This is a genomic window from Maricaulis sp. W15, from assembly GCF_001924955.1.
Taxonomy (GTDB): Bacteria; Pseudomonadota; Alphaproteobacteria; order Caulobacterales; family Maricaulaceae; genus Maricaulis; species Maricaulis maris.
The window spans coordinates 135,960-150,702 of record NZ_LQXG01000018.1 but is presented as its reverse complement, the minus strand read 5'-3'; the positions used below and the strand labels follow the sequence as shown (position 1 = coordinate 150,702).

Sequence of the window (14,743 nt, the reverse complement as noted above, 5' to 3'; positions counted from 1 at the left end):
GGGACGCTACCCCGCAAAGGGAAAGAAGTGGTAAAAATCGCTCATGGAATATGAGCAACTGCACCCCGGTCGGGGACTGACTTCGAACCGATGCCCCTAACGGTCAGCGTTCATGAAGCTGGGAACATGGTCACCGAAGCCGACCACGGAACGGTCCGAATCCGAGCCGCGTTCTCGTTTTTGACCCGGCTTGCGCGACGATCTGCGATGGCCTTCGCTTGCATCGTCCGTGTTGCGTTTGGCGCGGGGCGGGCGGTTGTCGATTGCGGGTTCTGGCTTGGTTTCTTTAGCAGACTCAACCGGTTCGCTTGGCGTGGCGGCCGATGCCGTTTGCGCGTCCGCGGGGGGCTGTTCGGCTGTTTCGGACTTGCCTGATCGCGAACGTCGTGATCGCCCGGAGCTCTCGGGACCTTTGCGCGTGCTACCACGACCGGACGAAGACCGTCCGCCGGACGAGCCGGCGCCGACGTCGGAAGACGCGTCGTTGAGACCATCAAGTGTGAGCTCGGGAATCTCCTGCTTGATGAGCTTTACCACCGCCGACAGCGACTTTTCGTCGCCGGGCGCAAAAATCGTGATCGATTCGCCGGATTTGCCGGCGCGGCCGGTGCGACCGATGCGGTGGACATAGTCGTCGGCGTGATGCGGCATGTCGTAATTGAACACATGGCTGACATCGGGAATGTCGAGGCCGCGTGCGGCCACATCCGAGGCGACGAGGAAGCGCAGGGTGCCGGCCTTGAAATCGGCCAGGGTCGCGGTGCGTGCCGACTGGTCGAGGTCACCATGGATCGGGGCGGCGGAGAAACCGTGGCGCTGCAGCGAGCGGGCAACCACGTCAACATCGCGCTTGCGGTTCGAGAAAATGATGCCGTTGCGGACGCCTTCACGCGCCATGGCGAGCCGCAGGGCGGCGCGCTTGGCCTTGGCCGAGCTGTCGGTCAAGCGAACCATCAATTGGGTGATATTGGCGCCGGTCTGGGCCGGTCGCGACACTTCGACACGCTCAGGATCGCGCAGGAAACGGTCGACCAGGCTCTGGATCTCCTTCGGCATGGTGGCCGAGAAGAACAGTGTCTGGCGGCGCGGCGGCGGCGGGACCAGCGAGAAGATTTTTTCGAGGTCGGGAATGAATCCCATGTCCAGCATGCGGTCGGCTTCATCGACCACCAGCATCTGTACGCCGGTCATCAAGAGCTTGCCGCGACCGAAATGGTCAAGCAGGCGGCCCGGCGTCGCAATCAGGACGTCGGCACCCTTGTTGAGGATTTCCTCTTGCGGGCCAAAGGCGACGCCGCCGATCAGCAGCGCCATCGAAAGCCGCTGCCCCTTGGAATAGGTCTCGAAATTCTCGGCGCACTGGGCGGCGAGTTCGCGGGTCGGCGCAATGATCAGTGAGCGGGGCATGCGCGCCTTGGCGCGGCCGCGCGACAGGCGCTCGATCAGGGGCAGGGTGAAGGACGCAGTCTTGCCGGTACCGGTCTGGGCAATGCCAAGCACATCTTTCCCGGCAAGCGCCGCAGGAATGGCGCCGGCCTGGATCGGGGTCGGTTCGCTATAGCCAGCTTGTTCGATGGCTTCGAGTAGTTTCGGGCTCAGACCCAGTTCTGCGAACGTCATGGCGTCCTTTTGTTTGACCAGAAAACGTACGGCCGCGCCGTAGTGGCGCGGCCGCTTGGTGAGCGCAAAATAAGGAGGCCCCGCTGCAAGTCAACGCAACAAGGCTGATCCCCTATCGCCGATAGGCGAATGGCGTCTCGTCCGTGATATTGATGTAACGGTCCCGCAGGCGCGATTGCCGCGAATCCATCGCGGTCGCCTCGCCGTCAATCAATACCGCTAGCGGCGAACTCATCACTTCTAGCGGGTCACCGTCCCACACAACAACGTCACCGGCATAACCCGTGGCCAGAGCACCATAACGGTCCCCCATTCCATAGATTTCGGCCGGGGTGAGGGTGATGGAGCGGAAGGCCTGGTCCCAGGCAACGCCATTGGCAACGGCATTGCCGGCATGCTGGGTGATCAGGCGGGCATTGTAATACCCGTCCGAAGTCTGCGTCGTGTAGGCCACGACAACACCGGCATCGTGCAGGCGTTGGGCACCGCTCAGGGTCGCGGCGATCTCGTCGAAGGAGGCCGGGAGATTACGCAGCGGGTCGAGCAGGACCGGAATGCCGGCTGCTGCCAATTCATCGGCGACCAGCCAGGCCTCGGCGCCACCATCAATGATGATCTGGACCGGGGCATTGTCCGCCTGGAAGCGGATGGCCCGGCGCAGGTCAGCGGCGCGGTCGATATTCAGCACCAGCGGCACCCGGCCACGAACGACCGGCAGCAAGGCCTGTGCGTCATAACGGTTGAGGGCGTCGCCTTCATGGTCGGCCGAGAAACGACCGGGATAGCCGCGGGCATCATTGAAGGCGGCTTCCAGATAGGCCCAGGCTGCGGGGCGCGACCCACCCGCTGTCGATGCGCCGGACTGGCTGAGATCGGCGTAGACGAAGCTGCCGCTGTTGAAGATCGAATCGGCGGCGCCGCTCGTTTCGACCAAGGCGCCGTGCCCGGCAAAGATATTGTGGCCGGTCGAGGGATAGATCGCTGCCCGGGTCACCCCGCGAACGCGGGTGGCTGCGATGTGGGTGCCGGCCGGGTTGAAACCATCGCTGACATCAAGCGCAACCGAATAGGGCGAGTCATTGGCGCCGGCATCGGTCGTGGAGCCTTCCAGCGCGACTTCGATCAGGCCGATCTGGGTGACCGGTGCAAACAGGCCCGGCGTGATCCAGCCGCCATTGGCGTCGATCACATCGGTGTCGGCGGGAATGGTCACGTCTGTTCCGACCGCAACGATATTGCCGTCACGGATCAGAACCGTGCCATTGGCGATGATGCCCTGGTCGGTATTGGTGACAACGCGGCCATTGGTGACGGCATAGCTCTGTGCCAAGCCGGGAGCGGCGCTGGCGAGTGCCAGGGCGAGTGCGGGAATCAGGGTTTTCATCAGTCTTCTCCCTCGCCGGGCTGGCCGAGCATGAAGTCACGAACCGGCTGCTGGCTTTCGTCACGACGATCAAAGCTCATCGCGCCGTCGATCCAGACCTGGTCGGCCCGTGTATAGGTGGAGTAGGGATTGCCGGACCACAGCACGACATCGGCCCGCAGACCCGGCTGAAGGCTGCCGGTCTGATCGGCAATACCAAGCGCCTGGGCCGGGTTCGAGGACAGCCAAGCCCAAGCCTCGCCGTCGCTGATGTCGAGACCGGCCCGACGGCCATCGCCGAGTGCCTTTGCGACTTCCTGGTTGAGGCGTTGGATACCCATATCGCTGTCCGAATGGATCATCGCACAGGCGCCGTTGGCGTGGGTCATGGCGAGGTTTTCGCGCACCGCGTCATAGGCTTCCATCTTGAAGCCGCCCCAGTCAGCCCACACAGCGGCACAGGTGCCGTTCTCGGCGAGGAGGTCCGGAATTTTATAAGCTTCCACCGCGTGGTGGAAAGTAGTGACCTGATAGCCAAACTCCTGAGACAGATCCATGATTTGCGCCATCTGGTCGGCGCGGTAGCAATGCATCTGGATCAGGATTTCGCCGTCGAGCACACCCATCAGGGTTTCCAGTTCGAGATCGCGGGTGGGCGCGTCGCCATCGTCGCCACTTTCGGCCGCTTCCCAGTATTCGTGCCAGCTGTCGCGATAGTCAGCGGCGCGGATCCAGGCCGCCCGGTAGCCAGCCATATTGCCCATGTCCGTCGCTGGCGACTGGCCGCGATTGCCATAGACGCGGGACGGGTTTTCGCCGCACGCCATTTTCAGCGTGTAGGGCGCGTCGGGGAATTTCATCTCTTGGACAGTGCGGCCGGAAACATTGCGCAGCGTGACACCGCGTCCGCCAAACAGGTTGGCTGAGCCGGGCAGGACATGCAGCGTGGTCACGCCGCCCGCCAGGGCGGCCTCAAAACCGGGATCTTGCGGCCAGACACTGTGTTCGACCCACACTTCGGACGTCACGGGCTGGGTCGCCTCATTGCCATCGCTGTGGGCACTGACACTCGGCGAGGGGTAGGCGCCGAGATGGGAGTGGATGTCGATCACGCCGGGCGTGACATAGCGCCCGGTGGCATCGATCACCGTCGCGCCCTCGGGGGCTTCCAGACCGGTACCGACCGCGGCGATGCGACCATTCTCGATCAGTACATCGCCGTTTTCGATTTCGTCACCGATGCCATCCAGCACCGTCGCACCCTGGATCAGGGTGACGCCGCTGGGCCGCGGTGCATAGGTCGACGGATAAGGATCGAGGCTGTGCCGGACAATGTCCGTTTCCGACGCGTCAGTACCCGAATCATTCGATCCGCTTCCGGCACTGCACGCTGCCAGGCCGATCACGGCGGTGGCCGCAAGCGCTGGCATCCATGCCTTGAGTGTCATTCGCTGTTCCCCACATTGCGCCCAGGCTGACAGGGCCGGGCGAGATGTCGGGATTGAACGCCTTCAGCATGCCGTCGTCAAACCCCGATCATACCGATTAAGCAAAGATTTGTGGATTTTCAGGGAGATGGTCCGCTCGCGGTTGCGGAACTCCCCAATTTCTCTTGGTTACTTCACGTATCAATACAGTTTTAGGTAGCCGGCGCCTGGCCGTGGGCAGGCGCCGGCTTGTCTTTAGTCTTCGTAGTCGCCGTAGGGTCGGTCGATCAGGGTGCCGAAGAAAATGGCATTCATGAAGGCCCGTTCGGTGCCGCGGAAAGTGGCCCGGAAGGTCGGATTGTCGGCAAACATCACCACGGTCCCGCGCCCCAGGCGCTGGGCAATGATGGCAGGTGTGCCGGCGATCTCGTCACGCCGACGCGGGGAGGCATAGCCCGACAGAAGCGGCTCGTCGGCATATTGGGCGACCACCGCAAACGGGTTGTCGTCCGGTCGCTGCAGCGTGAACGTCGTGTTGCGATGGACTGGCAACACGCGGTCCGAATAGCCGAATCCGATCGGGTTGGACGGGTCGAGATCGGTCTGGAATATGGCACCGCCGATGACATGCTCGGCGTCATCGACACCCAGTTCGGAATAATTGCGCCGGTCCGGAGTCCCGTTGTCGGAGGCGTCTTCGTCGTCTTCCTCGGCTTCCATGTCGAAGAAGACCGACTGTGCCATGCGGGAGGCCTGTCGCATGGTAATCAATACGCCGCCATCCTCGCGGATCCACTGACCGACCCGGTCCGCCGACCGGGCTGACAAATCAGCATTCCCACCGCCGACGATCACCAGATGCGTATAGCGGGACCAGTCCAGCCCGCCGAGATCATTCTTGCGTCGCAGGGTGACCGGGATGTGCATCCGATGGTCAAGCTGGTGCCAGACTTCGCCGACATCATAGCTGGTGAGCCCGTCATCAAACAGGACCAGGACTTCGGGGCGCCGTACGGCCCGAAATCCGTTGCCATCGCCGAGGTCTGGCGACCCACCGGCGGTTGATCCCGAGGTCACGGCATGGACGGCGACGCCGTCTTCCCGGGCGATCGAGGTGACCAGTTCGTGGATGGTGTCGCGATCCGTGTCCTGACCGACCAGTGGCACGAAGACCGCTCCGGGGCCGAACTCGGTAGCACCGAGATGGGTTGCGATGGTGGCGGACTCGGTGGCAACGCGGACCCGGATGTCGGCGTCCAGCAGGCGGTAGAGGCCACGCGGAGCATAATAGTCGGACCAGCGCAGGACATAGCCATAATTCGAGCGCGGCGGCGCAGGTTGCGCCAGCTCGGCCGCACTGGCCTCGGTGCCAACAATATCGTCTGACCAGTCGCGACCCAGCGGCGCGTAGTCGAGGTCATAGGCGAGGGGCAGCGTCCAGCCTGACACATCGTAGAAGATGTTTTCCTCGAACTCGGTGACGCGGTCGAACAGCGATCGGATCATCGTGTATTGCGGCTGGTTCAGCGAGATCACATAGCTTTCATCGGCTCGCCAGGTCCGGCCATTGCTGCGCACGTCCCGAGCCAGGCGATTGACGCGGATATCGTGCCGGTTGAGCAAATCGACAAACATGTTGGCCCGGGCCGGATCGCCCTCCGCGGTGAAGATGAAACCGCGATCCCGGTCGCGCCCGGCCGCCGCCATCGAATTGGCGAAGAATTCGCGCTGATAGGCCGCGATCTCGTCATGCGCCGCCACCCCCCCCTCAATCGTCGTCAGGGAGGTACGGAAATGGGTGCGCACATTGTCACCATGGCTGACCAGTCCGCGTTCCGCCTCGATCAGGCCGCCCCGTGCGGCGCCGATCTCGAACAGGATGCCGAGCGAGCCATTGACCTGCGGGTAGGTCGATCCCTTTCCGACATAGAAATTGTCGAACCCTTCCTCGGATGTATAGAGGCGGGCCTCGCTGTCGAGAAAGCCGATGTGATGCTGGGCGATTCCGAGCGTCAGTTCGCGGGCCTGTTCCGGGATCAGCGGATTGCGACGGCGCGGCTCACCCGGGTGGAAATAGAAGGTGCTTTCAGTGCCCATCTCGTGGAAGTCGGCCGAGACTTGGGGCTTCCAGGCATGCCATTGCTCCAGCCAGGCGCGGGATTCGGGTTGCGTCTGCAACAGCCATTGCCGGTTGAGGTCGAACCAATAGTGGTTGGTGCGCGCGGTGGTCCACAGATTGTGCTGTTCATGCGCGGGATCGGTGGTCCGCACTTCGCCGCCGAAGGTCTCGACATGATTGGCCCGGCGCGAATGGCCATCCGGATTGAAGATGGCCGTGATCAGGATCACGCTGTTGTCCAGCGTTGCCTCGATCTCGGGACCCTGCGCGGCGGCGAGGTGATAAAGCGTCGGGATCGACGCATCCATGCCGGCGGATTCGGCACCGTGTACGCCGTAGTTCAACCACAGGATGGCGGGGCCGTCGCTCGCCGGTGCGCCCGGTTCGAGCGAGGCGAGGTGATTGGCGCGGATGTCGTCGATACGGGCGTGGTTGTCCGGTGAGGTGACGACGAAAAAGAGAATGGGGCGGCGTTCGTGGGTATAGCCGATGGTCTCGACGGAAATCCGGTCGGAGCCGTTCGCGACTTCCGTCAGATAGGCGACCATTTGTTCATGCCGGACTGGATGCTCGCCGACACCCCACCCAATGACGTCTTCCGGAGCCGGAACATCTGCGTCATAGCTGACGCCGTCTACCTGGAAGAATTCGATCGGTTCAGCGAGTGCCGGAGCAAGAAGTCCGCTGGCGGCCGCTGCAGCGATGCAGCCTCCCGCCAATACCTGCCGGATTGCGCGTCGATGCGTCATGGGCGTCCCCTCGTGATTCTGGTCAACTTGTTGGCCCAGAGGCTAGCGCGCCGGCCGCGCTTGTCCACTCGCCGCTCAGTATCGTGAAGCGACCAGGACCAGGTGTGGCTAGAGGTCGAGGTCTTCCGTGACGAAGCTGGCATTGTCCTGAATGAATTTGAAACGGGCTTCCGGCTTCTTTCCCATCAGTGTTTCCACGAGGGCTTCAAGCGTTGGCAGGTCATCTTCATTGATCACCACGCGAGCCAGGGTGCGCACCGCCGGGTCCATGGTGGTCTGCTTGAGCTGCGATGGTGTCATCTCACCAAGACCCTTGAAGCGGCCGATATCGATTTTGCCGTTGGCCTTGAACTCATCGCGGATCAATTGCTCGCGATGGGCGTCATCGCGGGCATAAAGCGTGCGCGTTCCCTGGGTCAGGCGGTAGAGTGGCGGTTGCGCCAGGAAGAGCCGACCGGAATGGATCAACTCCGGCATCGAGCGGTAGAAAAAGGTGATCAACAGCGCCGCGATATGGGCGCCGTCGACATCGGCGTCGGTCATGATCACGACCCGATCATAGCGCAGGTCTTCGAGCTTGAACCGGCTGCCGGTCTGGCAACCCAGCGCCAGAAGCAGATCGCTGATTTCCTGGTTGGCGGAGATCTTGTCGGCGGTCGCTGAGGCGACATTCAGGATTTTGCCGCGCAGCGGCAGAATGGCCTGGGTCTGGCGCGAGCGTGCCTGTTTGGCCGAGCCGCCGGCGGAATCACCCTCGACCAGGAAAAGCTCGGTTCCATCGGCGTCAGCCCGGGAGCAATCTGCCAGCTTGCCGGGCAGACGCAGGCGCCGCGAAGCGGTCTGGCGTTTGACGTTTTTTTCCTTGCGTCGGCGCATCCGGTCATCGGCGCGCTCGATCGCAAATTCGACCAGTTTGGCAGCCTCCTTGGGCGAGGCGGCGAGCCAGTGATCAAACTGGTCGCGGACGGCCGTTTCCACCAGCTTGGTGGCTTCCGGCGTGGCCAGGCGTTCCTTGGTCTGCCCCTGGAATTCCGGATCGCCGATGAAAACCGAGACCAGAGCGCCGGCGCCGCCCATCACATCTTCGGCGGTGATCTGGGCCGCTTTCTTGGCATGTGTGTGCTCGGCATAGGCGCGCAAACCCTTGGAGAGCGCACCCCGCAGGCCTTGCTCATGCGTGCCGCCTTGTGGTGTCGGGACCGTGTTGCAGTAGGACTGGCAAAAGCCGTCGGCATCGCCGCCATAGCCATTGGCCGACCAGGTGACCGCCCATTCAACGCCACCACCACCGTCTTCGCGTTCCACGCGCCCGGTAAAGCCTTCTGCGGTGACGAGCGCGCGCTTGGCAGCCATCTCGGCCATGCGGTCCGCCAGGCCGCCCGGGAAGCAGAGGATGTCATCGGCCGGTATGTCGGTGCCTTCGACCAGGCTTGGCGCGCAACGCCACTGAATCTTGACGCCGCGGCGCAGGAAGGCCTTTGACCTGGCCATGGCGTAGATACGGGCCGGTTTGACCGACATCTTGTCGCCGAAAATCTGGGTATCTGGCAGGAAGCGCAGCTTTGTTCCGCGCCGGTTCGGTGCCGGTCCGACCTTGACCAATGGTCCCAGCGGCAGGCCGCGTGAATAGGACTGACTCCACAGGGTTTTCTCGCGAGCCACTTCGACTTCAAGCACTTCGGAGAGGGCGTTCACGACGGAAATGCCGACTCCGTGCAGGCCGCCGGATGTCTTGTAGGCGCTGTCGGAAAACTTGCCGCCGGCGTGCAGCACGGTCAGCACGACTTCGAGGGCTGATTTGTCGGGATATTTCGGGTGCGGATCGACCGGGATACCGCGGCCATTGTCGGTGACAGTGATATGGCCGTCTTCATCGACTGCAACTTCGATACGGTCGGCCCAGCCGGCGACGGCCTCGTCCATCGAGTTGTCGAGAATTTCCGCGAACAGGTGGTGATAGGCGCGTTCATCCGTGCCGCCGATATACATGCCTGGCCGCCGCCGGACGGCTTCCAGGCCTTCAAGCACCTCGATATGCGCCGCGGAATAGCCGGGCGCGGGTGCTTTGGACGGGGTCGGCGCGGCGGCGCCGGAAAACAGGTCGGAATCGGAGCTTTGGTTCGACATGATTTCACTTTGCACGAGTCGGGCGTCAGACGGGAAATTCTACGCAGCGGATCGCGGGCGGGCAGCCAGTGTATGCAGTCATCGAGGCGGGATTTCAGGGTGTTCCACAAAAAAGCCCGGCTGATGACAGCCGGGCTTTTCAATTGCGACGCGACGCCGGGGTCAGAAGACCATGCGCATGACCAGACGTGCTGTATGGCGAATGAAGTCCTCACGGACATCGGCGTCATAGTCGAAGGAGAAGGTCGAATACCCGGATCCGGCGGCGATACCGAAGCCGAAAATGGCACCGGTGCCCGGCATCGATTGCGAGCGCAGGGTGAAGGTATCGTCGAAATCGGCAAAGCTCGCCGTGGTTTCGGAGTCGGAGTCGGCGAACTCGTTGCGGAAGCCGACCCGAACGGTTGGCGACCACCAGCTGTTGGTGCTTGTGAAGCGGGCGCCGAGCGTCAACAGGCCAGTACCTGAAAAACTGGTTGTTTCCCGGTCACCGACTGACAGGTCAACGCCGACACCGCCGCCTGTTTCGACATAGGAGCTTTCGCTGAGGCGAAGATAGTCGACCGAGAAGGCCGGGCGAACATACCAACGTTCAGTGACCGCGATGTCCCGTGCAATGCGGGCAGAGGCCGATGTGTGCCAGCCGGTCCAGTCGGCACTGGGTGACGCGTCGAAGGCGCCGATCAAAACCCGGCGATTATGTTCAAAACTGTCGTATCCGACCGATGCGTAGAGATCGACATCGAACATGTCCATGCGCGCGCCGGCATAGGTGCCGATCTGTGCCGTCATCGCGCTCATCGGGTCATCGACGCCGTCAACCTCGGAGACTTCGCTGGCGGCGCCGACGACATTGACGCCAACCGCGTAGAAAGGACCGAACGGACGGTCGAAACCGGCGGCGATACCGATTCCGTGACCGCGATAACCCGGACCGAATGCGCTGCCGGCCCGGTCCGCGAAATAGCCGAATTCCTGGACCCAAAGGCCGCCGCTTTCTTCCGGGCTGCGGCGGACGGCCTCAAGTCTGTTGGCCAAGGCACCGACGGCACTGTCATTGGCGGCCAGGGCAAACTGGATGGCACTGGCGGAATACTCCGGCAGAAGCTGGTCATAGGCCGAGAAAAACTCGTCCTGCGTCATCAGCGAGGCAATGGCCTGGCCGAGCTCTGTATTGGACTGCCAGCCTTCAAGTGCGGCCGAGTAGACGGCGCCCTGGTTGGCATTCATTCCCAGCTCTTCAGCAGTTCGGCGGCGCAATGTCAGGATAAGGGCATTGTCGTCTGTCGGATCGAATTGCAGGCTGGATTCATAAAGCCATGGTGCATCCGTATCCTGCAGCGACGCCAGTGTTTCCTCGATCACGAGGTTATCTGCGGTCAGAACCACGAAAGTCGCCCCGTCGCCGATCAGGTTCGACAAGGTGGCGGAAACACGCGATCCGGATTCGAAGGTCACCGTGCCGCTGCCATGAATGCTGGCGGCAGTGCTGGTCGCATCGTCGATCTGGAACCGCAGCACCGAACCATCCCCGAAGCGGGCTGTCGTAAACGACAGGTTCGTGTCGGCGGTGAGTTGCAGCTCTGCGTCGTCGATTTCTATCGCGAGCGCACCATCACTGTCGGTGACGGCACCGGCGACAACCGAATCGCCGGACAGGATCAGCTGGTCAGCGCCGTCGCCGAAGCTGATATCGCCCGTGACCGTACCGGTTTCCACGCGCAGCTCATCGGCACCCGAACCGAGACGAATATCACCCAGGATGCTGACGACGGCATCCTCTTCGGCCTCAGCGTGCAGGTATTGGCGCACGACGGCACCGAGTGAACCCGCGCTCAGGTCGATGGCCACTGTTTCATACGGGACCGGGTCGGTTCCTTCAGGGGGGGCGGTGTAGGTCGTGCGGATAAGGCCGGTGTTCTCGACCGAGGTCAAAGTTCCGGATTGATCCAACAGCGCGTAGGCACTGCCGCCGGAAACGGCGTTGACGCTCAGTGTGCCGGTGTTGATGAAGCTCGGAACCGAAGCCCCGGTATCAATGTAGACGCCGCGGGCAACCCCGCCGACGCCGTTAACGCCGACAAGGAAGGTGCCTGAGTTGGCAAATGTTGGAACAATCGCGCCATTGCCGAGGAAGACGCCCGTCCCGGTTGCTTCGTATGCGGTGAGGTTCAGCCGGTCGGCGTTCTCAATTCCGCCTTCGAAGGTAACCGTATTGCCGTCGAGCCCCTCGACGCGCATGCCGTAAGCATCCACGCCGTCAAGATCTCCCTGGGCGTTGATCGTGCCGCGATTGACGAATGCGTAGCCGAGACTTTGGGCGGGAATGCTCTCGTCGACATCAGGGGTGTCGGGATCATCCTCAACGGCTTCAAGAACGATTTCGCCGAGCACAATGTCGCCGGAGCTAGCGTCGGCGAAAATATGGGCGGCCGGGGCCGACGTGCGAACGGAGATCGATCCTGCAACTTCGTTCGGAAAGGTTTCACTCGGACCGGCGATGTAAACGCCACCTGCAACAGAGCCGTTCAGCACCAATGCGGATCCGCTCAGCCCCGTGTCATATTCGTCAAGGAGGGGGGTTAACTCGTCGCTTGGGTGTCCCAAGAACCGATAGGAGGTGGTTGAAATGCTCGCGCCGATGCGGACGGCGCCACCGACGTCACCCATCAAGGCGAGGCCGTGACTGCCGACGCCAGTCGCGCTCACCGTCCCGTCAACGAGCACATTGCCCGAGACATCGCCGCTGACATCAACCGCATGGCCATTGTCGCCGGTCAGACGGATCAGGCCGTTGAGGTCAAGATTGCCGTCGATTCCCGTGAGAATGCGCAGGCCGGCACTGTCATTGCCGATGACAGTGATGCCGCTGCTGCTGGCTGTGATGATATCGCCGGTGAAAACCGCAGCCCCGTCGACGAGAATGGCAACCCGGTTGGAGCCATAGGCATTTGGGCCATCGACGCGGCCGTCAATCGGATCGTCAGTGTCCGTCGCACGTGTTTCGGGCACGACCTGGATCGTGCCGTTGTGGACAAGATCGCCTGTTGAGCCGCCAACAATATGGACGCCGACACCGTCATCACCGTCGCCGTCGATCAGGATAGTCCCATTATTGGTGATTGCGTGGTCACTATCCATCGTGACTGCGGTGGAACCAGGTGAAACGGTGACGCGACCGCTGGCACTGATCACGATGTTGTCGGCGACACCGCCATCGCCCGCGGTTGATGTCGCAACCGGTGTCGTCACTTCATCGGTAATCTCGCGGTCTGCGAAAGCGGCAGGAGCTGTAACGGTCAGCGATACAAGGGCGCTGGCGAACAAAAAACGGCGACGCATACGAACTCCTGACAGGACTTCCCAAAACGATTGGGTCGAATGAGATACGATTTGTAGCGAAAGCCTGCGCGCTCGTCGACCGTGTCAGGTGCGCTGGCCACAAAAGAAAGCGACCGGGCAGATGCCCGGTCGCCGTCCTTGACCACAACTCGGTCGAAACTCCTTGAATTAGCAGGAGTAATACATGTCGAACTCGACCGGATGCGGGTGCATCTCGTAGCGCAGCACCTCTTCCATCTTGAGGTCGATATAGGCGTCGATCTGGTCGTCATCCATGACGCCGCCCTTCTTGAGGAAGCCGCGGTCGGCGTCCAGCGATTCCAAGGCTTCGCGCAGTGACCGGCAAACCGTCGGGATGTCCTTGAGTTCTTCCGGCGGCAGGTCGTAGAGGTCCTTGTCCATCGGATCGCCCGGATCAATGCGGTTCTCGATCCCGTCGAGGCCGGCCATCAGGAGGGCGGCGAAGGTCAGGTAGGGATTGCCGGCCGGGTCCGGGAAACGGGTTTCCAGACGCTTGGCGTTCGGCGAGCCGACCCAGGGGATGCGGATTGATGCCGACCGGTTGCGGGCCGAGTAGGCCAGCAGGACCGGCGCCTCAAAGCCCGGCACCAGGCGCTTGTAGGAATTGGTCGATGCGTTGGCGAAGGCGTTGATCGCACGGGCGTGTTTGATGACGCCACCGATATAGTGCAGGCAGGTCTCCGACAGATCGGCATAGCGGTCGCCGGCGAACATCGGTTTGCCGTCTTTCCAGATCGACTGGTGGACGTGCATGCCCGTGCCATTGTCGTTCCAGACCGGCTTGGGCATGAAGGTCGCGGTCTTGCCATAGGCGTGGGCGACCATGTGCACGGTGTATTTATACAGCTGCATGCGGTCGGCCATGGTTGTCAGCGACGAAAACTTCATGCCGAGCTCGTGCTGGGCCGGTGCCACTTCATGGTGATGCTTTTCCGGATGCAGGCCGAGTTCTTCGAGCACGGTCAGCATCTCGGTGCGCATGTCCTGACCGCTATCGATCGGATTGACCGGGAAATAGCCGCCCTTAGGACCCGGGCGGTGCCCCATATTGCCGCCTTCGAACTTCGAACCGGTGTTGTGCGGCATTTCTTCGCTGTCGAGCTTGTAGCCGGTGTCCTGCTGACTCGTGGAGTAGCGGACATCGTCGAACACGAAGAATTCGGCTTCGGGACCGAAATAGGCGGTGTCGCCGACGCCGGACGCTTTCAGGAAGGCCTCGGCCTTCTTGGCGGTTGTGCGCGGGTCGCGATTATAGGCTTCGCCGGTTCCTGGCTCCAGAATGTCGGCGATGATGACCGCGGTTGGTTGCTGATAGAAGGGGTCGACTTCGCAATAGCTGGCGTCCGGCTTGAGAACCATGTCGGACTCGTTGATGGCCTTCCAGCCGGCGATCGAAGAGCCGTCAAACATGATGCCGTCTTCGAAGAAGTCCTCATTGACCTCCGAGCGGTCGAACGTGACGTGCTGCAGCTTGCCGCGCGGGTCGGTGAAGCGCAGATCGACATATTTGATGTCTTCGTCTTTGAGCTTTTTGAGAATTGCGTCTGACATGGGCCAGGCTCCGGATTACTGGTCGAATTGGATTAGAGGGCATCCCGGCCGGTCTCGCCGGTGCGGATGCGAATGACACTTTCGATCGGGCTTACGAAGATCTTGCCGTCGCCGATGCGTCCGGTCTGGGCCGCATTCTGGATGGCTTCGACGGCCGCTTCCACACGGTCCGCAGGCAGCACGAGTTCGATCTTGATCTTGGGCAGGAAGTCGACGACGTATTCGGCGCCGCGATAGAGTTCGGTATGCCCTTTTTGCCGACCAAACCCCTTGGCCTCTATGACAGTCAGGCCTTGCACACCGATCTCCTGCAGGGCCTCCTTCACGTCATCGAGCTTGAAGGGTTTTATGATGGCTTCAATTTTTTTCATCACGGACTCCATGATCTCGCAGTGACGCTAGCCGCGGGCGTCGGGGTGACAAG

Annotated in this window: 8 protein-coding genes; all 8 read right to left on the bottom strand. The window is 62.1% G+C overall.

The annotated features are described in order from the left end of the window. Positions 1–96: 96 nt before the first annotated feature. Complete coding sequence (locus tag AWH62_RS11960; RefSeq protein ID WP_075190731.1) at positions 97–1,620, bottom strand: DEAD/DEAH box helicase; 1,524 nt, start codon at positions 1,618–1,620, stop codon at positions 97–99. 112 nt (positions 1,621–1,732) lie between these two features. Beyond that, complete coding sequence (locus AWH62_RS11955; RefSeq protein ID WP_075190730.1) at positions 1,733–3,004, bottom strand: amidohydrolase family protein; 1,272 nt, start codon at positions 3,002–3,004, stop codon at positions 1,733–1,735. Then, entirely contained in the window at positions 3,004–4,431 is a 1,428-nt protein-coding gene (locus AWH62_RS11950; protein ID WP_075190729.1) for an amidohydrolase, read from the bottom strand. The genes AWH62_RS11955 and AWH62_RS11950 overlap by 1 nt, the downstream gene beginning before the upstream one ends. A 234-nt stretch (positions 4,432–4,665) precedes the next feature. Next, positions 4,666–7,278, bottom strand: coding sequence for a M14 family zinc carboxypeptidase (locus tag AWH62_RS11945; RefSeq protein ID WP_075190728.1), 2,613 nt, complete (start codon positions 7,276–7,278; stop codon positions 4,666–4,668). Between the two features lie 108 nt (positions 7,279–7,386). Next, positions 7,387–9,405 carry a DNA topoisomerase IV subunit B gene (gene parE / locus AWH62_RS11940; protein ID WP_075190727.1) on the bottom strand — a complete coding sequence of 673 codons (2,019 nt, stop codon included), beginning with the start codon at positions 9,403–9,405 and terminating at the stop codon, positions 7,387–7,389. Between the two features lie 162 nt (positions 9,406–9,567). Beyond that, positions 9,568–12,747 (bottom strand): autotransporter outer membrane beta-barrel domain-containing protein, encoded by a 3,180-nt coding sequence (locus AWH62_RS11935; protein ID WP_075190726.1) that lies wholly within the window; start codon positions 12,745–12,747, stop codon positions 9,568–9,570. Between the two features lie 168 nt (positions 12,748–12,915). Further along, entirely contained in the window at positions 12,916–14,319 is a 1,404-nt protein-coding gene (gene glnA / locus AWH62_RS11930; protein ID WP_075190725.1) for a type I glutamate--ammonia ligase, read from the bottom strand. 32 nt (positions 14,320–14,351) lie between these two features. Then, positions 14,352–14,690 (bottom strand): P-II family nitrogen regulator, encoded by a 339-nt coding sequence (locus tag AWH62_RS11925; protein ID WP_075190887.1) that lies wholly within the window; start codon positions 14,688–14,690, stop codon positions 14,352–14,354. Between the last annotated feature and the right edge of the window lie 53 nt (positions 14,691–14,743).

Coding starts and splice junctions, on each gene's coding strand:
- AWH62_RS11960 (WP_075190731.1), bottom strand. CDS start 1,620: ATGACGTTCGCAGAACTGGGTCTGAGCCCGAAACTACTCGAAGCCATC.
- AWH62_RS11955 (WP_075190730.1), bottom strand. CDS start 3,004: ATGAAAACCCTGATTCCCGCACTCGCCCTGGCACTCGCCAGCGCCGCT.
- AWH62_RS11950 (WP_075190729.1), bottom strand. CDS start 4,431: ATGACACTCAAGGCATGGATGCCAGCGCTTGCGGCCACCGCCGTGATC.
- AWH62_RS11945 (WP_075190728.1), bottom strand. CDS start 7,278: ATGACGCATCGACGCGCAATCCGGCAGGTATTGGCGGGAGGCTGCATC.
- parE (WP_075190727.1), bottom strand. CDS start 9,405: ATGTCGAACCAAAGCTCCGATTCCGACCTGTTTTCCGGCGCCGCCGCG.
- AWH62_RS11935 (WP_075190726.1), bottom strand. CDS start 12,747: ATGCGTCGCCGTTTTTTGTTCGCCAGCGCCCTTGTATCGCTGACCGTT.
- glnA (WP_075190725.1), bottom strand. CDS start 14,319: ATGTCAGACGCAATTCTCAAAAAGCTCAAAGACGAAGACATCAAATAT.
- AWH62_RS11925 (WP_075190887.1), bottom strand. CDS start 14,690: ATGAAAAAAATTGAAGCCATCATAAAACCCTTCAAGCTCGATGACGTG.